Below are 20744 nucleotides of genomic sequence, written 5' to 3' on the forward strand. Positions count from 1 at the left end.
TTTATTAACGCTGTCTACACTACTTATTCAGCCAGAATGCGCTCGGCTTCAAAGCGTACACGTTCGGGGGCAGTGCCACCGATGTGGTTACGTGAAGCCACAGAACCTTCCAGAGTCAATACGCCGTAGATATCTTCCTCGATACTAGCGTGGAAAGCTTTAAGCTCGTCTAAGCTTAGATCAGCCAAGTCGCAGCCTTTTTCTTCACATTTACGTACAGCCAATGCCACGGTTTCGTGTGCATCACGGAAAGGCAGACCTTTTTTCACCAAGTAGTCAGCCAAGTCAGTGGCCGTAGCAAAGCCTTGCAGTGCAGCAGCACGCATGGCTTCTGGGTGAACGCGAATGCCATCAACCATGTCTACAAAGATAGTCAGTGTGTCGCGGATGGTATCAGCGGAGTCAAACAAACCCTCTTTGTCTTCTTGGTTGTCTTTGTTGTAAGCCAAAGGCTGACCTTTCATCAAGGTCAGCAATGCCATCAGGTGACCGGTTACGCGACCTGTTTTACCGCGTGCCAACTCCGGCACGTCTGGGTTTTTCTTCTGAGGCATGATGGAGCTGCCAGTGCAGAAGCGGTCAGCGATGTCGATGAAGCCTACGCGTGGGCTGACCCATAGCACCAACTCTTCGGAGAAGCGTGAGATGTGAGTCATGACCAGTGCAGCTGCAGCGCAGAATTCGATGGCAAAGTCACGGTCAGAAACCGCATCAAGAGAGTTGCGGCACACGCCATCAAATGCCAACAGGCTGGCAACTTGCTCACGGTCTATAGGGTAGCTAGTACCTGCCAAGGCAGCAGCACCCAAAGGTAGACGGTTCACACGCTTGCGGCAGTCAGCTAAGCGCTCGGCATCACGGCCAAACATTTCGGCATAAGCCAACAAGTGGTGACCGAAGGTCACAGGCTGAGCCACTTGCAGGTGGGTGAAGCCGGGTAGAATAGTGTCTGCATGTTTGAGCGCTAAGGTAGCCAGGCCTTTACGCAATTGTTGCAGCAGAGTAATTGCAGTGTCGATTTCTGCGCGCAGCCATAGGCGGATATCGGTGGCTACTTGGTCGTTACGTGAACGGCCAGTGTGTAGACGTTTACCTGCATCACCGATGATTTCTACCAAGCGCTTTTCGATGTTCAGGTGCACGTCTTCTAGGTCGATAGACCATTCAAACTGCTGCTGTTCGATTTCGCCCAGAATTTGTGCCATGCCGCGTTCAATCGCCTGCAGGTCGTCTTTGCTGATAACACCAACCGTGGCCAGCATAGTGGCGTGAGCCAAGGAGCCTTGAATATCAAAGGCAGCCAAACGTTTGTCGAAATTGACGGAAGCCGTGTAGCGCTTGACGAGGTCAGACACTGGTTCAGTAAAGCGCGCCGACCAGGCTTGGGCTTTGTTCGCGAATTGGTTTTGCATGGAAGATGAAGAGTTATCAGACATAATTGATTGCTTTTGTAGGTCAGCCAGGCTTACGTGTAGCCAGGTCAATAGGCTATATTAAACGGTTATTTAGGACGTGATGGCAAGTTTGACGATCAACACGCTCTGGCGTCCGACAAGATTATAGAAATAAGGTATACATGATTATGCTAGACGAATGGGTAGATCAAAGTTTATTAATGCAGTATTTGCCAGAGGTTTGGATGCGAGTTCTGGCCGGGCTGCTACTGTTGATCGTGCTCTACAGCATTATAAGCTGGGGTGTGCGTGCAGGGATGGCTGTTATTGTTGGCAGAGCCCTGCAAGCAATACGTAAAGGGTCATGGCAGGAGCCATTGCGCAAACGTCGTGTGGCGGCCTATCTCAGCCACATGGTGGCACTGTTGTTCTTGGCCCTAAATTTACAGTTAATGCCCATGAGCGAGACCGTCACAGAGGTCTTGCAGCGTATTGTGCTGACACTGTCATGTTTTTACGCCTTGCGCTGTTTGAGTGCTGTATTGTCAGCGACTCAAGATATCTACGAAGAGAGCACCCGTTCTGGTCGTGCTTCCATTAAGGGCTATATAGAAGTTGCGCGCAGCATTATGTGGGCGCTAGGTACAGTGGTAGGGGTGTCCATTCTGTTGGATAAATCACCTATCTTGATGCTGTCTGGTTTGGGTGCGATCTCAGCTGTATTGCTATTAGTGTTTAAGGATACGTTGCTGTCCATGGTGGCCAGTGCGCAAATCAGTAGCAACGACCTGTTGCGTATCGGCGACTGGATCAGTATGCCTCAGGCTAATGCAGACGGTACGGTGATTGATATTTCTCTGCACACGGTAAAAGTAGAGAACTTCGATAAAACCGTGACCAGCGTACCGACGTACAAGCTGTTTTCTGAAAGCTACAAAAACTGGCGTCATATGTTTGAGTCGGGTGGCCGTCGTATCAAACGTACGCTGAGCATTGATGCTTCTACCATCCGATTCCTGAATGATGAAGAAGTAGAAGGCTTGCGTAGGTTCTCGCTGCTAGACGAGTACTTGGTGGAAAAGCAGCTAGAGCTAGAAGAAAGTAACAGACAATTAAAAGCGGAAGGCCGTGATGTGATTAACCGCCGCCGCTTGACCAACATTGGTACCTTCAGGGCATATGCCATGCAGTACTTGAAGCATAAGAAAGGTATTCATCATCAGATGTTGATGATGGTGCGCATGATGGAACCCAGCAGCGAAGGTGTGCCCGTCGAAATCTATTGCTTTACCGATGACACGGCTTGGGTAAATTACGAGCGTATTCAGGGTGATGTGTTTGACCACTTCTTGTCTATACTGCCTGAAATGGGTCTGCGCTTGTACCAGTCGCCGTCTGGCGTAGACATGCGTGAAGCCTTTGCGCAGGGTGCAAACCTTAAAGAGGTGTTGCAGGCAGAGCGTTCAGACACCGAAAAACGTGCAGGTAGTGCGTTGGACAGTTAAGATGTAGCGGGTGGCAATTTTCAGAGTTATCGCTTTGGTTATATAGATGAAACAAATTACCGCAATTATTAAGCCTTTCAAGTTGGATGAAGTGCGTGAGGCCCTAGGCGAGCTGGATGTAAACGGGCTGACGGTCACCGAGGTGAAAGGCTTTGGCAGACAAAAAGGGCATACCGAGCTGTACCGTGGCTCCGAGTATGTGGTGGATTTTTTACCAAAAATCCGTATCGATATTGTGGTGCCAGCAGACCGTTGTGATGCTGTGATCGAAGCCATTATCAAAGCTGCCCGTACCGGGAAAATTGGTGACGGCAAAATTTTCGTCACCAACGTAGAGCAAGTGGTGCGTATACGTACTGGCGAAGCTGGAGCTGCTGCAATCTAAGGAGCACAAGGTGCAGTCGTATTTTTCACTGGATAATTCTACGTTCTCTAGAATTGGGCAGGGTTCTTGGTATTTAGATAATGCGGCCGATAGAGCGCAAGCTATTCGTGCTGTGCAAACAGGTCTAGACGCTGGGCTGACCCACATAGATACCGCAGAAATGTATGGTGATGGTGCTGCTGAAACCCTGTTGGGCGAAGCGCTACTTGGTCGTAGAGACGAAGCATTTCTAGTGTCTAAGGTGCTGCCGTTTAATGCCGGATACGACGACACTATTACTGCCTGTGAACGCAGCTTACAGCGTTTGCAAACCGACTATTTGGATAGCTATTTGTTGCATTGGCGTGGGCAAGTCCCGCTGGAAGAAACGGTTGCAGCGATGGAGCAACTACAGCAGTCCGGTAAAATCCGTAGCTGGGGCGTTAGTAACTTTGACGTGAGTGATCTGGTAGAACTGCATGCCATCGCTGGCGCAGGCAAAATTGCCTGTAATCAGGTGCTCTACCATTTAGAAGAACGCACCATTGAGCACGAGCTTATAGGTTGGTGCGCTGCTCACGGTATCAACGTTGTAGCCTATAGCCCGTTTGGGCATGACCAGTTTCCATTGGAAAACAGCACAGAAGGCCGGTTGTTAGCACAGATAGGCCAGCAGTACGATGCCAGTGTTCGTCAGGTAGCTTTAGCATTTTTATGTCGTAGGCCGGATGTATTTGCAATTCCTAAGGCATCCACGATGCGACATGTGTTGGATAATGCCGGAGCGTTGGACTTGACCCTTAGCCAAGACGACATCGCCAATATTGATGCAGCATTTCCGCTGCAACCTCATCCGGGTTATTTGCCCATGATCTAAAGGCCGCAGCGGTAGGCGATTAGTCTGCCGCTATGCCGGCTTGGCTGCGTTCATGAAACCACAGCCACATCAATGAAATCACCACTACCCCTACGATAGGGAAGGTCCAGGTGTTGATGCCATCCCAGCCGTGCGTGACCAGTAATTGACCCGAGGAAAATGACGAAATTGCGACCGAGCCAAATACTAAGAAGTCGTTAAAGGCTTGTACACGGTTACGTTCTTCGTTGCGGTAGCAGTCGGTGACCATAGCGGTGGCACCAATAAAGCCAAAGTTCCAACCTAAGCCCAGCAGAATCAAGCTGATCCAGAAGTGCTCTACTGATAAGCCGCGTAGTGCGACCACGCTTGCTAGCGCAATTAAGATTAAGCCACTGAGCGTGACGGCAATTTTGCCGAAACGACGAATGAGTGTACCGGTGAAAAAGCTAGGGCCAAACATGGCCAGAATATGCCATTGAATGCCCAGGGTAGAGTCGCGCATGCTATGACCGCAGCCCACCATCGCCAAAGGGGAGGCGGTCATCATAAAGCTCATTAAGCTGTATGAGCTGGTACCAGCAATCACTGCCACGATGAATTTGGGCTGCTTGACGATTTCCAACAGAGGGCGTCCGTGTGAGGCATTGGCTTGTGCCGCCGGTGTGCTGTGCGTGACAGCAGGGTCATTACGCAAAAATGCAATTAACGGAAGAGCGCACAAAGCCAGTATAGCCTGAGCGATGAATGTGCCGCTAAAGGGGAGGCTAGGGATAATGTCGCTAGTATGAAGGATGACTTGGGTCGCCAGTACGGCAGCTACCAACCCTCCAATCATGACCCAAGAAATGGCTTTAGGCTTAAGGGGACCTTCTACAGAGTCAGCCGCTGCAAAGCGGTAGCTCTGCACGTACGAGGCGTACAACCCAGCCAGAATAGTACCCAGACAAAACAGCAGGAACGAACCTACAGCAATGCCGTAGAAGGCAATCATGCCGCCAGAAGCGCCTAACAAACTGCCTAATACATAACCGAATCGGCGACCCTTTTGTCGCATGACGAAAGCGGCAGGTAGCACGCCTAAGGCCAGCCCGATGTTAAACAAGCTGACGGGCAGTGTTGCCATCTCAGTAGAAGGGGCCAACTGCGAGCCTACCAACCCACCCAGTGCCACGACAACGGCGGGGTTGGCGCCTCCAAGAGCTTGCAGTCCGGACAGCACGAGGGCGTTACGACGCCCGTTGCCTGTAAGTGAGGAGTTCATGCGTTAAGTACTTTGTTAGTAAAATTAATTGTTACGAGGAATATACAAAGAACTTAACGTAATTTATCTTTTTAAGCTAGAAGCTGACTGCTGGGATAACGCGTCCAAAACTCAGGATGAAAACACTCAATCACAATCAAAGCCTGATTTTGTCTCATAAAACGTGAGCATCGGGCATACAGTGGCTGCAGGGCTTGCGTGTGGAAAGTGTGTTGCGCTAAAGGTGCAAGTGCGCTGTCAGTTTCGGTATTTAAGCGATAGCAGAAGTTAGAGCGACTAACTTCTGGGTCGTTGTATAGAATATCGGCCAGTGGTTTGGTGCCTAGGTTCTTAATGCTGCCCCATTGATCGTCAGAGGCTGCTACAGTACAGAAGCTGCGTGCGCAGACCATAGGCTGTTCATCCAAACTCATGACGATTTCTCGCACCCACGCTTGTGGTTGATCCAACATCCAGCTTTCTTCTTCATGCAGCGTAGTAGCACGTTCGGCTTGCACGGCCAGCGTGAGTTGACCTAGGTTGCGCAGCGACGCTGTCAGAGCGCCAGGCTTATCTAGCCAGAAAGCAGGCAAGGGAGCCAAGTCGGAGGGCAATTGGGATGTCCAGGAGTTCTCAGCGGGCGGACAGAATTTCATAGGGAATTACGCAAACAACGCTTAAAATAGCAAAACTATGGAACAGATCAGAATTTCAAAACTTATGGCAGAGCGCGGCCTTTGTTCGCGCCGGGAAGCCGATGCTTTTATAGAGCGTGGCTGGGTAAAGGTTAATGGCCGCGTTGCGGTATTGGGACAAAAAGCATCACCAAACGACAAAATTGTACTGGATAAAACCGCTCAACAACGTCAAACAGAGCGTGTGACCATTATTTTGCATAAACCAGTAGGTATTGTGTCCGGTCAGGCAGAAAAAGGGTATAGAAACGCTGTGTCGTTGATCCAGGCTAGTACACAGTACAAGCCAGGTATCTCTGGGCAAGGTAAATTCAACCCTGCGCACTTACGTGGTTTGGCACCGGCAGGTCGTTTGGATATTGATTCGCAAGGTTTGCTGGTACTGACACAAGATGGTCGTATCGCCAGACAGCTGATTGGCGAAGATTCACCTATAGACAAAGAATATCTGGTGCGTGTGAGTGGCAAGCTGGATGATCGTAATTTGGCTATGTTGCGTCACGGCTTAAGCTTGGATGGCAAGCCGTTGCTGCCTGCAGAAGTGCGCTGGCAAAACGACGACCAGCTGCATTTTGTGCTGCGTGAGGGTAAAAAACGTCAGATTCGCCGCATGTGTGAAATGGTGGGACTGAAAGTTGTAGGCCTGAAACGCGTACGTATGGGACGTGTTGTACTGGGTGATTTGCCTCCAGGCAAATGGCGCTACCTGCGCCCTGGTGAGAAGTTTTATTGAGATTCACAGCAAGGTGCGCCGTGTTTTACGATGCGCACCGCTGCCGTGCTCAGGTGTGATGACACCCTGAAAATACGCTGAGCTCTTGGCGTATCAATTTCCCTCTCTACTTTTTAATCACGGACACGCTGAAAATGGCACGTGTGGGTTTGATATTGACGCCTGGTTTTGCAGACTGGGAATATGCATTTATCGCGGGAACCGGAGCGCCATTCTATGGAATAGACGTGGGTTTTTTTAGTCCTACCCCAGGCGAGTTTAGTTCTCAGGGCGGATTGGCCGTAAGGGTAGATGGCAGCCTTCAGCAATGTCTGGCATGGCAGCCAGATGTGGTGGTGGTTGTAGGCGGGATGATCTGGGAAAGTGCAGAAGCGCCAGATCTGCAAGAGTTTCTCTGTGCTAGCCGAAAAAGTGGCTCAACGCTTGCGGGCATTTGTGGTGGAACGCTAGTGCTTGCCCGTGCGGGGCTATTGGATGCCGTGTCACATACGTCGAACAACGTAGAGTTTCTGAGAGCGAATGCTGTTGGGTATAAAGGCGAAGCGCTTTATCAAGATAGTACAACTGCAGTGTTGGCTGATGGCATTGTCACAGCTAAAGGCTCATCGCCAGTTAGTTTTACATGTGCGGTCTTTCAACAGGCAGGAGTACCCGCAGAGCACATTGCGCAGTTCAAAGCCATGTTGGCTGCAGAGCATCAGTGATGCCCTGCGGGAACAGGTAAAAGCGTTACTCGTCTTCGTCGCGTGTAGTGCGACGCACAGGCTTAGCAGCTTGGTGGCGACAGCTAAACGAGGCGTCTTTGTCTTGTGCCAAGGTGTTGGCTAACCACTTCATGGTTTGTGGCAACTCTTTGGCCAGTACCCAAGGCGGGTTGATCACAAACATACCGCTACCATGTAAGCCAAAGCCGTCTTTTTGTGGTGCTTTTACACTCAGTGATGCGTGTAGCCATTCCACTTTCAGCTGCTCTAAGCGGCGTTGTAGGCTACGAACTTCTTCACGTTGAACAATGGGGTACCAAATGACAATGCAGCATTGGGCAAAGCGTTTCAGGATCTCTGTGAGGCTATCAAAGACCTTTTTGTAATCGGTTTTTGCCTCATAAGACGGGTCGATGATCACAATACCGCGACGAGTATGTGGTGGCATCAAGCGCAACACTTCCTTAAAACCATCTTCTGCATGTACGTGTACGCGGCGTTTTGCTGGTGTACGTATTAATTGCAGGTTGTGTTGCAGCAATGGATATTCGTTAGGATGCAGTTCAAAGCCGTGAAAGCTGTCTTGCTTACGCAGCTTGCTAACAGCTAGCCACGGTGAGCCTGGATAGTAACGTGCTAAACCGTCAGGGTTTAACTCGGCGATAGCGTCCAAATAGCTTTCCACCATATCAGGCACATTTTCGGCCTCGATAACTCTATCCAAACCATCTACACATTCACCGCTTTGCTGTGACCAGTCATGCTCCAGATCGTAAAGTCCGGCGCCGGCGTGTGTATCAATAACGGTAAAGCCGGTTTCCTTTTGCAGGTAATAGTCCAGAATGCGTGTGTAAATCACATGCTTCAGTACATCTGCATGATTGGCGGCGTGAAAAGCGTGTCTATAGCTGAACAAAGTACTATCCGATGGAAGTAAGCGGTTAATCGATGAAATGGAGGGTGAGGTTAGTATTTAACTCTTCATGAAGCTAAGTGTTTGTGTCAGAAGAGTTTTATACCGTATTTCTAAGTAATAAGACGGATGCTAGTGTACGATTTTAAAGGTTTATGAAGGCTAGAGGCGATTCAGCAATGAAAGCAGGCCAAAAGTTCAGTAGAATAGGGGATTATTTTATTCTCTGGCCAGCAGTCCGGTCTTTGGTTTTGATCATAGATTAGGCCGTTGTGCTGTTCTAAACACGCAAGAATAGGTGTTTAATGTTCAATTTTTTCCGAACGCATCAACGTTTGATGCAGGTGGTTTTGCTGATTCTGGTTCTGCCTTCTTTTGTGCTGATCGGGGTGAGTGGTTACAGCAGCTATACCTCTAATGACACCGAAATGGTGAAAATTGGGGATACAGCACTTACTGTTGAAGAGTTTGATCAGGCACGTCGTGTACAGCTACAAAACATGCAGCAAGAACAAGGCAGCGCCTTTGACTTAGCTGCGGTGGATTCACCCGAAGCACGTCGCAAGCTGTTGGACGCTATGGTGAACCGTAATGTCTTGGTAGAAATCGCCACTAAAGAAGGGTTGAGCGTATCGGATGGCATTTTGCGCCAAGCTATTGCTGCTATTCCTGACTTTCAAGTCAATGGTGTGTTCTCGCCTGAGCGCTACAACACATTGTTAAGCACGTCGGGCATTTCCCTGCGTGCGTTTGAGCAGTCCCAGCGTGCAGATCTGACCTTAGATCGCGTATTGGGGCCTGTTGCGCAAACGGCTGAGCTGCCAGCTTCTGTTGCAAACTTGGTAGACAAAGCTCTGACTACAACACGTAAAGTTGAGTTGCTGAATTTCGAAGTGGCTGACTACGTTAAGCCAGAGTCTATTACTGATGCTGAAGTGCAAGCATGGTATGAGAAAAACCAAGATGCATTGCGTTTGCCTCAGTATGTAGATGTGTCGTACTTGGTTCTAGATGAAGATGCGGCGCGTAAAAGCGTACCAGCTCCTTCTGCTGAAGATTTGCAGAATTATTACAACCAGAACAAATCGCGTTTTGGTCGTGCAGAGCGTATTAACCTGAGCCACATCTTGGTTGCAGTGAAGTCTGACGCTTCTGAAGAAGAGCGTAATGCTGCACGTGAACGTGCCGATAAAATCGCTGCAGAAGCTAAACAAGACGGCGCCGATTTTGCTGCTTTGGCACAGCAGAACTCCGACGATAAAGGTACAGCGCGTAATGGCGGTAACTTGAGTTGGATTAGCCGTGGTGCATTGCCAGAGATGGAAACCGCAATTTTTGCTCTGCGTACAGGCGATGTATCGTCAGCCGTACAAAGTGCAGACGGCTACCATATCTTTAAAGCCAATGCGTACGAAGAAGAAGCGGTGCAGCCTTTAGAAGAATTGGCAACGCAGCTTGATCAGGAAATTCGCCAGCAACTGGCAGCGCAACGTTTTGCTGACATGGCAACACAGCTGACAAGCTTGGTGTATGAAAGTCCAGAGTCCTTGCAAGCAACAGCGGATGCGTTGGGTTTGACAATTCGTCAAGCTAAAGGTGTATCCCGCGAAGGCTTGTTGGATGCCGTCATTATTGGTGAAGGTTCAGCACAGAGCTCGGCAGATGCTGAGCTATTGAATGATCCTCGCGTACGTCGTGCTTTGTTTAGCTCACAATCTTTGTCACAGCGCCAAAACGCCGGTGTGATTGAGGTAGCTGCTGACAACATCGTGGCAGTTCGTGCTGAAGAAATCCACGAGTCTTCTGTGCCCGCATTGGCTCAGGTGAAAGACGCCATCGTCAAACGCTTGGCTCTGGAACAAGCTCGTCAACAAGTGAAAGACGCTGGCGAAAAAGCATTGGCTAGCCTGAAAGCAGGCCAAGAAGTGGCTGATGCTAAATTCGGTTGGGAACGCTCCATTAATCGCCTGAATAACGCAGGTCTGCCTGAAGTGATTGTGAACGCAGCGATGTCTGCTGATATTGCGACACTGCCTGGCTACGCTGGCGTCAATACAGATACCGGTTACAGCGTGATTAAAGTAACAGGTGAAAGTGTTGCTGATCTGGATCCAGCGCTGAAAGACTTCATGCAACAGCAAATGCGTGCATTGTTGGCTAATGCTGAAGAGCAAGCTGCAATGACTGCTCTGCGCACTGAGCTGAAAGTAACGGAACAGCCTGCAGTGCAAGAGGCTTTGCAAAGCAGTGACGAAGAAGAGCAGTAATTTTCATCTATGATGTAAATAGCCCCATCTGAGCAGTTAGGTGGGGCTTTTTAATATGTGACGCAATGATAAAAAAATACGTAAAACTGATGATGGTGGGCTGCGCATTCTGGGTGGGTGCAGCGATGGCACAAGAGGCAGGCTATATACAGCGCCAATTGCACAATGCGGTACCAGGAGGGGTGGCAGTATTAGCGTTGGGTAACGAAGAAGAAGCCCCTAAAGCTAGCTATGACGGAAAGCCTGTATTGGTGGTTCGTGATAGTAATGGGCAATGGATTGCTATCGTGGGGTTGGATCTTAAAACCGCACAAGGTCCGCACGAGGTGGTGACGGATCAGGGGCAAACCTTAGGTTTCAACGTGGGCCATAAGCAGTATCGCGAACAGCACATTAAGCTGAAAAATAATTCGCATGTGAATCCTAGTGCTGAGCAGTTAGCTCGGTACGAGCGTGAATATAACGAGCAGATAGATGCGTATCAGCAATTTAATGATCGTTACCCCAGTAACGTGATTTTCGACTTACCAGTACAAGGTCGTTTCAGTAGTCCTTTTGGTTTGCGTAGATTCTTTAATGGCGAAGAACGCAACCCACACTCTGGTTTGGATATCGCAGCGGCCAGCGGCACGCTAGTGCGCGCACCTGCTAATGGCAAAGTAATACTAGTGGGTGATTATTTCTTTAATGGCAAGACGGTGTTCCTAGACCACGGGCAAGGTTTGATCACCATGTACTGCCACTTGTCCGAGATTATGGTGCAACCCGGTGATGAAGTCGCTCGTGGTTCATCTTTTGCCAAAGTAGGGGCGACAGGTCGTGCGACCGGTCCACACTTACATTGGAACGTTAGCTTAAATAATGCACGCGTAGATCCCCAGATCTTTATCGCCAAGCCATGAGTAAAGCCTTATGTAGAGGCTTGAAAGATAGCCTGTCCATAGCGGTTGGGTATGTGCCTGTTGCTATCTCGTTTGGCTTGGCTGCTGTGGCGGCAGATGTGCCCGCATGGGCGGCCATCATGTTTTCGGTACTGGTTTATGCTGGAGCTAGCCAATTCGTGTTGGTGAGCTTGATTTCGCAGCAAGCGTGGTTTCTTACCGCGGTGGCCGTGGTGTGGCTAATGAACTTACGGCACTTGTTTTATGGGCCTGCACTATTGAATGCTGCACAGCCTTGTCAGGCTAAACGTCCCACATTGCTGTGGGGTGCAGGCTTAACGGATGAGGTTTTTGCGACGGCAGTGGGGCGGTTGGCTAAACAGCCGGATAGTGATAAAGAAGATTGGTATTTAGGCTTGCAGTTGGGGGCCTACTTGTCATGGGTGGGCGGCACGGCCATCGGTGCATTGTTTGGTGCGGATTGGTTAGGGCGTTGGGAAGTAGTAGATAAAAGTCTAGGCTTTGTCTTGCCGGCTTTGTTCTTTACGTTGCTGCTAGAAATTGCCGATGCCGTACCTCGCCCGGTGCTATGGGCGGCAGCTTTAGGAGCCGGGCTCAGCCTACTCGTGGTGCCTGTTTATGTGGCTATTATCGTAGGTATGTTCACGGGGTGTGTGGCCGTTTTGGTGGGAGCTAAACGTCGTGAGCACAACTGATTTTATTCTTGTAGCCGTGTTGGGCGGTTTGGGTACGTTATTAATACGTTATGTACCGTTGCGTTTGCATGGCCAGCGACGTTCAGGGCAAGGACGTAGGGTATTGCATCAAATGCTTGCAGCGATTGGTCCAGCGGCTATTGTGTCGCTATTGACCGTATCGCTCATTGCTGAAGTCGCTCCAGACTCGCCTATACGTAGCTTATTACCTGGTTTATGCGGATTGCTGGGGGTATGGTTAGGGCGGAAACTGTTTAGAAACAGCATTGCCGCCGGCACCATCATGGGCGTGTTAGCGTATGCCGCCTGTACTGCAGTAGTGGGGTAGAAATGAAAACCGCCTTGTAGAGTGCAAGGCGGTGATGAATACAGTTAAGAGTTTGCGCCTTTGACGCGTACGATTTTCTGTACTTGCGGAATCTGACGTATAGCGCGAATCACTCTGGCTAAGTGAGTACGGCTATCTACCTGTACAGTCAGGTGTAGCAAGTTAGTGGCTGCGCCTTCGTCAGGCATGGTCAGATGTAGAATATTAGAGTCTGCATCATTAATGGTGGCGGCCAATCGGCCCAATACGCCACGCTCATTCAGTACGGTCACATCCAGCTTGGTGTTCAAATGACGTGCAGTATTGGCATCCCAAACCACTGGAATCCAGCGTTCAGGCTCTTTTACTTGTTGACGTTGTGCGACTTGGCATTCTGCCATGTGTACGACTAGACCGTGACCCATACGAATACCACCAATAATGGCATCCCCTGGAAGAGGTCCACAACACGGAGCCAACTGTACTGCCTGACCTTCGTTGCCATGAATCACAATGGGTGCAGCACCGCTAGAGGTGTAGTCATCCACTTGTGCAGCAGTAGTAGCCAGAATGGCATGCTCAGGCGCAAATCGGCGAGCAACTACGGCTGCCAAACGCTTACCTAAACCAATGTCTGCCAAAATTTCTTCACGTGAAGCTGCGCCTGAGCTTTTAGCCAGTTTTTCCCACTCAGGGTGGTTGTCGTCGGGATAAGGAATGTGAATGCTTTCAAAAGCTTGTTTCAGTAGACGCTTACCGAAGGCAACGGATTCTTCGTATTTTACGGTGCGCAAATAATGGCGAATTTCAGAACGAGCACGACCTGTGCGTACATAGTTCAGCCATTGGATGCTAGGTCTAGCGGCAGGTGAGGTGACAATCTCAACCGAGTCACCACTCTTCATCTCGGTGCGTAGAGCAACGAACTCGCCGTTGATTTTAGCTGCCACAGCTTGGTTACCGATGTCGGTGTGGATGCTGTATGCAAAATCAATAGGTGTAGCGCCACGTGGCAACGAGATAATCTTGCCGCGAGGGGTATACACATAGACTGCGTCAGGGAACAGATCCACTTTAACGTGATCCAGAAACTCACTGGAATCACCAGTTTGGCTTTGAATATCTAACAAAGATTGCAACCAGTGGTGGGTGCGTTTTTGCAGATCGTTCAGTGTGACATTTTCGTCTTTATACAACCAGTGTGAAGCCACGCCTTCTTCCGCTACGTGATCCATTTCATGGGTGCGGAACTGGAACTCTACAGGGGTTCCATAAGGGCCAATCAAGGTAGTGTGTAGGGACTGATAGCCATTGATCTTAGGAATGGCAATATAGTCTTTGAACTTACCAGGAATAGGGCGGTACAACTGATGCAAGGTGCCAAGTGCCAAATAACACTCAGGCAAGGTGTTCACGACTATACGAAAACCGTAAATATCCAGCACATCAGAAAAGGATTTTTTCTGTTCCTGCATCTTGCAGAAAATGCTGTATAGCGATTTTTCACGACCACTTACCTCGGCTTCTATACCAGCAGCAGGTAAAGCAACCGTGACGGCTTCGGTGATTTTGCTTAGCACCTCGCGTCTGTTGCCTCGTGCGGCAAACAATGCCTTATGTAGCACTTGGTAGCGGTTAGGGTGTATAGCTTTAAAGCAGCGGTCTTGCAGCTCGCGAAATAAAGCATTTAGCCCCAAGCGATGGGCAATAGGGGCATAAATTTCTAAGGTTTCTTGAGCAACACGGCGACGTTTTTCTGGGCTAACAGCATCCAGTGTACGCATGTTGTGCAGACGGTCGGCCAGCTTGATCAGGATGACCCGAACGTCTTTGGACATAGCCAAAAGCATCTTTCTGAAACTTTCGGCTTGTTGCTGGCTTTTGGTCTGGAACTGCAAACGCTCTAGCTTGGAAACCCCATCCACAATTTCAGCAACGTCTGTGCCGAATTTTTCCGCTAATTCTTGCTTGGTGACGTCTTGGTCTTCAATAACGTCATGCAGCAAAGCAGCCATTAATGAATCAGCATCTAGCTTCCAGCCAGCGCAGATTTCAGTAACCGCTATAGGGTGGGTAATGTAGGGTTCGCCACTAGTGCGAAATTGCCCCAAGTGAGCGTTATCAGCCAGTTTATAGGCTTCGCGTACACGTTCTACGTCCTTGGGGTCAAGGTAAGTGCTGATGATCTTGTTCAGCGGAGCGAGTGAAGCTATGGGAGCTTTAGCAGGTTTTAGCGTAGGAACCGTAACTACATCTTTATTCCTGCGCCCAAGACGGGAGCCTTTTTTAAGCACGGCCAACAGGCCGGATGAAGCGCCACGTAAACCTGTAAATGCCATAAAACTTCCTCGCTAGATCATTGCTTATCAGGTGGGTACTTTGCGCAACATTTCAAGCCCAGTTGTGCCTGCTGCAACTTCACGCAATGCAGTAACGGTAGGTTTGTTGCGGCTGTCTACGCGTGCTTCGTGGCCTTGAGCCAGTTCACGGGCGCGGTAAGCAGCAGCCAGAGTCAGGTTAAAACGATTGGGGATTTTATCCAGACAATCTTCAACAGTAATACGTGCCATAAATAGAACCTGTATGACTAAATTTTAGGAATTGAATTCGGTGCGAATGCCCAGTTGGCTAAACAACTCGGCGTGCCTATGCGCTTGTTTTGGCAAGCTTAAGCGGCTGGCTTTGACTACAGCGGCTAGTTCTGCAAGCGCAAAGTTAAATTCTTGATTAATAATAACATATTGAAACTCGGAAATATGCGACATTTCGCTGCCAGCGGCCAGCAAGCGGCGTGCAATTACCTGAGCGGAGTCTTGACCTCGTTGGTTCAGGCGACTTTCCAAAGCTTCAATAGAAGGAGGAAGGATAAAAATGCCAATGGCTTCAGGGAAGAAGCGACGCACTTGGCGGGCTCCTTGCCAATCAATTTCCAATAACACATCACGACCTGCTTCTAGGGCTTCGTGTATGGGTTGTACTGGTGTGCCATAAAAGTTGCCATGCACTTCAGCCCATTCCAGCAATTGATCGTCTGCGCGCAATGTCTGGAAATCCTCAACAGACACAAATCGGTAGTGCTCACCATCTTGCTCACCCGGACGCGGAGCGCGCGTAGTGCAAGAAATGGAAAGTTGGATATCGGGTTCTTGTGTCAGCAAAGCGTTGATCAGGCTGGATTTGCCTGCACCGCTAGGCGCGGCGACAATGAAAATATTGCCGGGATGTTGTGTGCTCATGATGATCTAATAGCTAATCAGCGGGTTGAAAGCATAACAAAAAAGCGGTGTAACGAGGCAAAATATTGCAGGCTACTTAGGACAGTTTGCTGAAATCCAGCTCCACAATCACAGGAGTGTGGTCAGAAGGCTGCTCATTGCCGCGTGGTTGTCTATCTATGGTGCAGGCAACGGTCGCAGGCTTTAATGCATCAGAAACTAAAATATGGTCAATACGCAACCCAGCATTGCGGCGGTAGGCCATGCGTCGGTAATCCCACCAACTGAAGCTTTTCTCTTCTTGTGGGAAGAGACGGAACGAATCGTGTAAGCCCAAGCCTAGCAGTGTCTGGAAGGCCGCACGTTCTGGCTCGGAAACATGTACTTCACCTTCCCAGCGGGCAGGATCATGTACGTCCTCATCAGCAGGGGCAATGTTGTAATCACCAACTACAACCAAGTTAGGGTAGCGCTCTAATTCGGTTTTCAACCACGTGGTTAACGCTTGAAACCACTCTAGCTTATAAGCGAATTTGTCGCTGCCAATAGCTTGGCCATTGGGGCAGTACAGGTTGATGATACGTACAGGGCCTGCTGTTGTGTCGAAGGTAGCAGCAATGGCACGTTGTTGTGGGTCTTCATACGTAGGCAAGTTACGTTGTATATCGCTGCCTTCCAGCTTGGTAATGAGCGCCACGCCGTTATACGTAGGCTGCCCAGCCCATTGCGCATCCCAACCTGCTTCACGCAGTTCCTCAATAGGGAATTTATCTTGCGCCAGTTTGAGTTCTTGTAGGCACAGCACATCAATAGGATTTTGCTCTAACCAGTCCAATACTTGCGGCAAACGTACGCGCAGAGAGTTCACATTCCACGTGGCAATTTTCATTGTTAAAGCATTCCCTTTATCTATGCGGCTTACAAGGGGTGGGTTTGGTTTTTGTGTTCTAGGCTACCCACCTGACTACCCAAACACAACATTGTATAGGTAGTGTACCCCGGGCAATGGTGTAGCCAAAGTTAACACCTGATAACTTCTTGGTGTCAGGGCAATGTGAGGCGTGCTCGCCTAGTTAATGTGCGAGCACATACCTTCTATTAGCATCGTCATCTGTTATTTTTTGCAAAATAGTTTAGTTTGACGGCATAGTTTGCTCAAATAGCACACTCACCTATTCACGACGGCTGGGGCTCCCATAAAGAGAGACTGGCCTGTCGCTTATTATTTGCCCTAGAAACCATTCATTTCCTATGAACGTCCAAGACGTAGATAAACTCATCGCCAGCCACCACGTACTCACCGAACATGCCGATTTTGTACGTGGTTTGGTGCGCCCTAACGTGAGAATCACCATTAGCCCAGATGCTGCTACCGGCGTGCAAAGTAAGTTTGGTGGGCCTGCAATGGTGCCTGCTGATTTTGAGTGGCCAGAGCACGATGTGGGTTTGTATTATTTTCTGGGGCAAATCAACTTTTCTGAAATTGAGAATAGACCAGACTCATTACCCGCGACTGGATTATTGGCTTTGTTTAATGCGGATTACGACCCTAACTCTGAAAGCGATGAAGAAGTGTTTTGGGGAGAAGAGGGCTATCTTAAAGCATGGTATTTTGAGGACGTAGATGCCTTGAAACCCATGGCAGCACCTCATGGTAGAGATGTGCAAGGAAAACGCCTGACACTGGTAGGTGAACTGGATATTCCCCGTCATCAGGACATGCTGAAAGGCTGCCCGTTTGATTCTGAAATTCTTGAAGATCTATTGGAGGTAGAGGGCGAGTATCCAGGGCCTTCAGCCACGGCAGATATGCTGGCTACGGATTATTTATTGGGGTATCCCTCGTATTACAGCCTTGGCTACAACCCAACGCCAGGGCCAGAGTGGGTCTCTTTGTTGACGGTAGATTCGTACGAGCAGTTCAATTGGTGTTGGCAGGATGGGGCTAAGTTGATGGTATTTATCGAGAAAGAAAAGCTGTTGGCTCGTGATTTTAGCAATCTGATGTGTGACGCGGGTTAAGCACACGTTGCTGCGTTGAGCGCACTGCGCTAGGGGCGCAAACCGGGCAGGGTTTGGCAAAAGCGCTTATGATGCAGGGCGGGCGTCTAACGGCGTGATGGATCAAGCAGGGAAGTAAAGGGTCATGGATCAAGAATGGGAAGACGATAGTCTGTACGACGAAGATGATGTGACGATGTCGGAAAGTGACGGCATCCGTTATTTGCACTTTGGGACGGAGTGGATTCAAGGTGCGATGCGTATGTCAAAACCACATGACTTGGTATTGGCGTATACGCAGCAAATGATGACGTGGTTGTTATTTCATGAGCCTCACGAATCTGATCGCATTGCTATGCTGGGGCTGGGTGCGGGTTCGTTATTGCGTTATTGCTTAAAACAAACGCCTTCGTATTGCGTCACGGTTGAGATTAATCCCCAAGTAACAGCGATGTGCCGTGCTTTCTTTCGCTTGCCAGATCATGTGCGCTCTGAGATTGTGCACGAGGACGCTGCTGAATGGGTGGAAAATACCGAAAACCATAATCAACATGCTGTGTTGATGGTGGATTTATACGATGCCGCCGCTCAAGGGCCTGTATGCTCATCTGTTGATTTTTACGAAGGCTGTAAGCAATGCCTAGATCAAGATGGCATTATGGTTGTGAATTTGTTTGGCTCGCACCCAAGTTTTGAGTTAAACCTACGTAACATTCGTCAGGTGTTTAATGGGCATGTACTGGTGTTACCTGAAATTGATGAGGGCAATACCATTGTTGTGGCGTTTAAAGGGCGCGGTTTAGAAACGACCACACAACAGCTATTAGATAGAGCAGAGTCCGTGCAAAGCCGTTATAAGTTGGAAGCGCGCCGTTGGGCTAAAGCGCTTTTGGCTACACTGCCGGCAGATACTGCGTTTACAATTAGTGGAATTTAGCAGGGAAATTCACTAGAGTTTTTTTCAGGCCTGTAGTTCAGACTATTCATTGTCTGACTTATTGATTCTTTTTTGCAGGAGCTTCGCATGAAGTTAAGAAATACAACGGCACTTCTGGCCAGCATTCTGGCTGGTATCAGCATGATGAGTGCGAGTGTGGCAGGTGCGCAAACGGTTTCTGTGTCCTCCATTGTTGAACACCCAGCGCTGGACTCTATCCGTGATGGCGTGAAACAGGCTCTGGAAGAGGCTGGTTATACCGAAGCTAACGGTCTGAAATGGCAGTTTCAAACCGCTCAGGGTAATACGGCAATTGCCTCGCAAATTGCCAAAAAATTCGTAGGTGATAATTCGGATGTGATTGTTGCTATCTCTACCCCGTCTGCACAGGCAGCAGTAGCAGCCACTAAATCTATCCCTATTGTCTACTCCGCTGTGACAGATCCTGTAGCAGCACAGTTGGTTCCTTCGTTTGAGGCGAGCGGTACCAACGTGACTGGTATGTCCGATGCATTGGCGCTGGAAAAGCAGGTGGAACTGATTAAACGTATCGTACCTGATGCTCAAAACGTGGGTATGGTGTATAACCCAGGCGAAGCTAACTCTGTGGTGGTGGTAGAGCGCATGCGAGAACTGCTGTCTGAGCAAGGCATGAACTTGGTAGAAGCTACAGCCGCTCGTACCGTAGACGTGCGTGCAGCAGGTAGCAGCCTGATTGGTAAAGTGGACGTGTTCTACACCAATACCGATAACAACGTTGTGTCGGCATACGAAGCGCTGGTGAAAGTGGCTAACGACGCCAAAATACCATTGATTGCTTCTGATACGGGCAGTGTTGAGCGTGGCGCTATTGCAGCATTGGGCGTGAACTACTTCAATCTGGGTAAACAAACAGGTGAGAAAGTGGTGCGTATTCTTAAAGGTGAGAAGCCGGGCGATATTGCTTCCTCCACTAGTGAGAACCTGGAGTTGTTCGTCAACCCAGGTGCAGCCGCCAAACAAGGGCTGACATTAGATGATGCATTCATCAAGTCAGCTACTACCATTGTTGAGTAATTTTTAATCACGCTAGCGGTGCCCTTAAACAGGCACCGCTTATTCTAGTCTGACTACGCATGTCCTTATATTCTCTGTGGGGCGCTCTGGAAATCGGCCTAATTTTTGGTCTGGTTGCACTAGGGGTGCTGATCTCGTTTCGTATTCTTCGTTTCCCCGATTTAACGGTTGATGGCAGTTTCCCTCTTGGGGGTGCCTGTGCGGCTGTATTGATTAGCCAAGGGGTAGATCCATTTATCTCTACGTTTGTAGCCATGTGCGCAGGGGCACTAGCGGGGATGATTACAGGCTGGTTGAACGTACGACTGAAGATCATGGATCTGCTGGCCAGTATTTTGATGATGACAGCGTTGTATTCTATTAACTTGCGTGTGATGGGTAGGCCTAACGTTCCGTTAATTAACGACGATACTGTCTTTACGATTTTGCAGCCTGCAGGCTGGTCAGACGACTACATTTTCCGTCCATTGTTGTTGGTGTTGATCGTGATCATCGCCAAGTTGCTGTTGGATTGGTTTTTCTCTACCCAAAAAGGCTTGGGTATGCGTGCTACTGGCTCTAACCCTCGTATGGCAAGAGCGCAGGGCGTTGCGACTGGCGGCATGATCTTGTTGGGCATGGCTATTTCCAATGCGCTAGTAGCCTTGGCGGGTGCGTTGTTCGCACAGTCGCAGGGTGGTGCTGATATCTCTATGGGTATTGGGACTATTGTGATTGGCTTGGCCGCCGTGATCGTGGGTGAAAGCATCTTGCCATCACGCCGTTTAGTGTGGGCGACGTTGGCGGTGATTCTAGGTGCGATTCTGTATCGTTTCTTTATTGCACTGGCGTTGAACGCAGACTTTATTGGTCTGCAAGCGCAGGATCTGAACTTGGTAACGGCGGTTCTAGTAACCATCGCACTGGTGATTCCGCTGTTGAAAAAACGCAAAAAAGCTATTCGTAAGTCGTAGTACT

21 protein-coding genes are annotated in these 20744 nt (G+C 49.4%); 13 read left to right on the top strand and 8 right to left on the bottom strand.

Annotation, left to right across the window (positions count from 1 at the left end):
• Positions 1 to 23 precede the first annotated feature (23 nt).
• Complete coding sequence (gene argH, locus AC3QL0_RS07410) at positions 24 to 1436, bottom strand: argininosuccinate lyase (RefSeq protein WP_430223419.1); 1413 nt, start codon at positions 1434 to 1436, stop codon at positions 24 to 26.
• Positions 1437 to 1576: 140 nt separating this feature from the next.
• Here argH and AC3QL0_RS07415 point away from each other — a divergent pair, with 140 nt between their 5' ends.
• The 3 genes from AC3QL0_RS07415 to AC3QL0_RS07425 are packed head-to-tail and all read left to right on the top strand — an operon-like array spanning position 1577 to position 4140.
• Complete coding sequence (locus AC3QL0_RS07415) at positions 1577 to 2899, top strand: mechanosensitive ion channel family protein (RefSeq protein WP_493010763.1); 1323 nt, start codon at positions 1577 to 1579, stop codon at positions 2897 to 2899.
• 46 nt (positions 2900 to 2945) lie between these two features.
• Positions 2946 to 3284, top strand: a complete 339-nt coding sequence (locus AC3QL0_RS07420) for a P-II family nitrogen regulator (RefSeq protein WP_135861505.1) — start codon at positions 2946 to 2948, stop codon at positions 3282 to 3284.
• 10 nt (positions 3285 to 3294) lie between these two features.
• A complete protein-coding gene (locus AC3QL0_RS07425; protein WP_493010764.1) occupies positions 3295 to 4140 on the top strand; it encodes an aldo/keto reductase in 846 nt (281 codons plus the stop codon).
• Positions 4141 to 4159: 19 nt separating this feature from the next.
• Here the strand turns inward: AC3QL0_RS07425 and AC3QL0_RS07430 are convergent, their stop codons facing one another.
• Both AC3QL0_RS07430 and AC3QL0_RS07435 read right to left on the bottom strand, forming a co-directional pair.
• Positions 4160 to 5383, bottom strand: coding sequence for an MFS transporter (locus AC3QL0_RS07430; protein WP_493010765.1), 1224 nt, complete (start codon positions 5381 to 5383; stop codon positions 4160 to 4162).
• 71 nt (positions 5384 to 5454) lie between these two features.
• On the bottom strand, positions 5455 to 6018 hold the full coding sequence (locus AC3QL0_RS07435) for a chorismate--pyruvate lyase family protein (RefSeq protein WP_493010766.1): 564 nt from the start codon (positions 6016 to 6018) through the stop codon (positions 5455 to 5457).
• Positions 6019 to 6055: 37 nt separating this feature from the next.
• Here AC3QL0_RS07435 and AC3QL0_RS07440 point away from each other — a divergent pair, with 37 nt between their 5' ends.
• Entirely contained in the window at positions 6056 to 6790 is a 735-nt protein-coding gene (locus tag AC3QL0_RS07440; RefSeq protein ID WP_493010767.1) for a pseudouridine synthase, read from the top strand.
• 134 nt (positions 6791 to 6924) lie between these two features.
• Positions 6925 to 7494, top strand: a complete 570-nt coding sequence (locus AC3QL0_RS07445) for a DJ-1/PfpI family protein (RefSeq protein ID WP_493010768.1) — start codon at positions 6925 to 6927, stop codon at positions 7492 to 7494.
• 25 nt (positions 7495 to 7519) lie between these two features.
• Here AC3QL0_RS07445 and AC3QL0_RS07450 read toward each other — a convergent pair whose 3' ends face one another.
• Positions 7520 to 8410 carry a 23S rRNA (adenine(2030)-N(6))-methyltransferase RlmJ gene (locus AC3QL0_RS07450; protein WP_493010769.1) on the bottom strand — a complete coding sequence of 297 codons (891 nt, stop codon included), beginning with the start codon at positions 8408 to 8410 and terminating at the stop codon, positions 7520 to 7522.
• A gap of 302 nt (positions 8411 to 8712) precedes the next feature.
• Here AC3QL0_RS07450 and AC3QL0_RS07455 point away from each other — a divergent pair, with 302 nt between their 5' ends.
• The 4 genes from AC3QL0_RS07455 to AC3QL0_RS07470 all read left to right on the top strand — a co-directional run bounded on the left by AC3QL0_RS07455 (position 8713) and on the right by AC3QL0_RS07470 (position 12599).
• A complete protein-coding gene (locus tag AC3QL0_RS07455; protein ID WP_493010770.1) occupies positions 8713 to 10674 on the top strand; it encodes a SurA N-terminal domain-containing protein in 1962 nt (653 codons plus the stop codon).
• A 65-nt stretch (positions 10675 to 10739) separates the two neighbouring features.
• Positions 10740 to 11576 (top strand): peptidoglycan DD-metalloendopeptidase family protein, encoded by an 837-nt coding sequence (locus tag AC3QL0_RS07460; RefSeq protein WP_493010771.1) that lies wholly within the window; start codon positions 10740 to 10742, stop codon positions 11574 to 11576.
• Positions 11573 to 12271 (top strand): AzlC family ABC transporter permease, encoded by a 699-nt coding sequence (locus tag AC3QL0_RS07465; protein WP_493010772.1) that lies wholly within the window; start codon positions 11573 to 11575, stop codon positions 12269 to 12271. Before AC3QL0_RS07460 ends, AC3QL0_RS07465 begins: the two co-directional genes overlap by 4 nt.
• On the top strand, positions 12258 to 12599 hold the full coding sequence (locus tag AC3QL0_RS07470) for an AzlD domain-containing protein (RefSeq protein ID WP_493010773.1): 342 nt from the start codon (positions 12258 to 12260) through the stop codon (positions 12597 to 12599). The genes AC3QL0_RS07465 and AC3QL0_RS07470 overlap by 14 nt, the downstream gene beginning before the upstream one ends.
• 44 nt (positions 12600 to 12643) lie before the next feature.
• On the opposite strand, the gene AC3QL0_RS07475 is transcribed toward AC3QL0_RS07470, so the two are convergent.
• The 4 genes from AC3QL0_RS07475 to xth all read right to left on the bottom strand — a co-directional run bounded on the left by AC3QL0_RS07475 (position 12644) and on the right by xth (position 16682).
• Positions 12644 to 14917: a RelA/SpoT family protein gene (locus tag AC3QL0_RS07475; protein ID WP_493010774.1), complete on the bottom strand. Its 2274-nt coding sequence runs from the start codon at positions 14915 to 14917 to the stop codon at positions 12644 to 12646.
• A gap of 27 nt (positions 14918 to 14944) precedes the next feature.
• A complete protein-coding gene (gene rpoZ / locus AC3QL0_RS07480) occupies positions 14945 to 15148 on the bottom strand; it encodes a DNA-directed RNA polymerase subunit omega (protein WP_166409109.1) in 204 nt (67 codons plus the stop codon).
• A gap of 24 nt (positions 15149 to 15172) precedes the next feature.
• On the bottom strand, positions 15173 to 15814 hold the full coding sequence (gene gmk / locus AC3QL0_RS07485; RefSeq protein ID WP_135861494.1) for a guanylate kinase: 642 nt from the start codon (positions 15812 to 15814) through the stop codon (positions 15173 to 15175).
• Between the two features lie 76 nt (positions 15815 to 15890).
• Positions 15891 to 16682 carry an exodeoxyribonuclease III gene (gene xth / locus AC3QL0_RS07490; protein ID WP_493010775.1) on the bottom strand — a complete coding sequence of 264 codons (792 nt, stop codon included), beginning with the start codon at positions 16680 to 16682 and terminating at the stop codon, positions 15891 to 15893.
• 362 nt (positions 16683 to 17044) lie between these two features.
• On the opposite strand from xth, the gene AC3QL0_RS07495 reads away from it, so the two are divergent.
• From AC3QL0_RS07495 to AC3QL0_RS07510, 4 genes are all read left to right on the top strand, one after another.
• Complete coding sequence (locus AC3QL0_RS07495) at positions 17045 to 17815, top strand: YwqG family protein (protein ID WP_493010776.1); 771 nt, start codon at positions 17045 to 17047, stop codon at positions 17813 to 17815.
• A 124-nt stretch (positions 17816 to 17939) separates the two neighbouring features.
• On the top strand, positions 17940 to 18731 hold the full coding sequence (locus AC3QL0_RS07500) for a spermine/spermidine synthase domain-containing protein (protein WP_493010777.1): 792 nt from the start codon (positions 17940 to 17942) through the stop codon (positions 18729 to 18731).
• Between the two features lie 141 nt (positions 18732 to 18872).
• Positions 18873 to 19787, top strand: coding sequence for an ABC transporter substrate-binding protein (locus AC3QL0_RS07505; RefSeq protein ID WP_493010955.1), 915 nt, complete (start codon positions 18873 to 18875; stop codon positions 19785 to 19787).
• A gap of 59 nt (positions 19788 to 19846) precedes the next feature.
• Entirely contained in the window at positions 19847 to 20740 is an 894-nt protein-coding gene (locus AC3QL0_RS07510; protein ID WP_493010778.1) for an ABC transporter permease, read from the top strand.
• Positions 20741 to 20744: the final 4 nt, after the last annotated feature.

It is taken from the genome of Paenalcaligenes sp. GW821-LYS-B07-1, assembly GCF_058803365.1.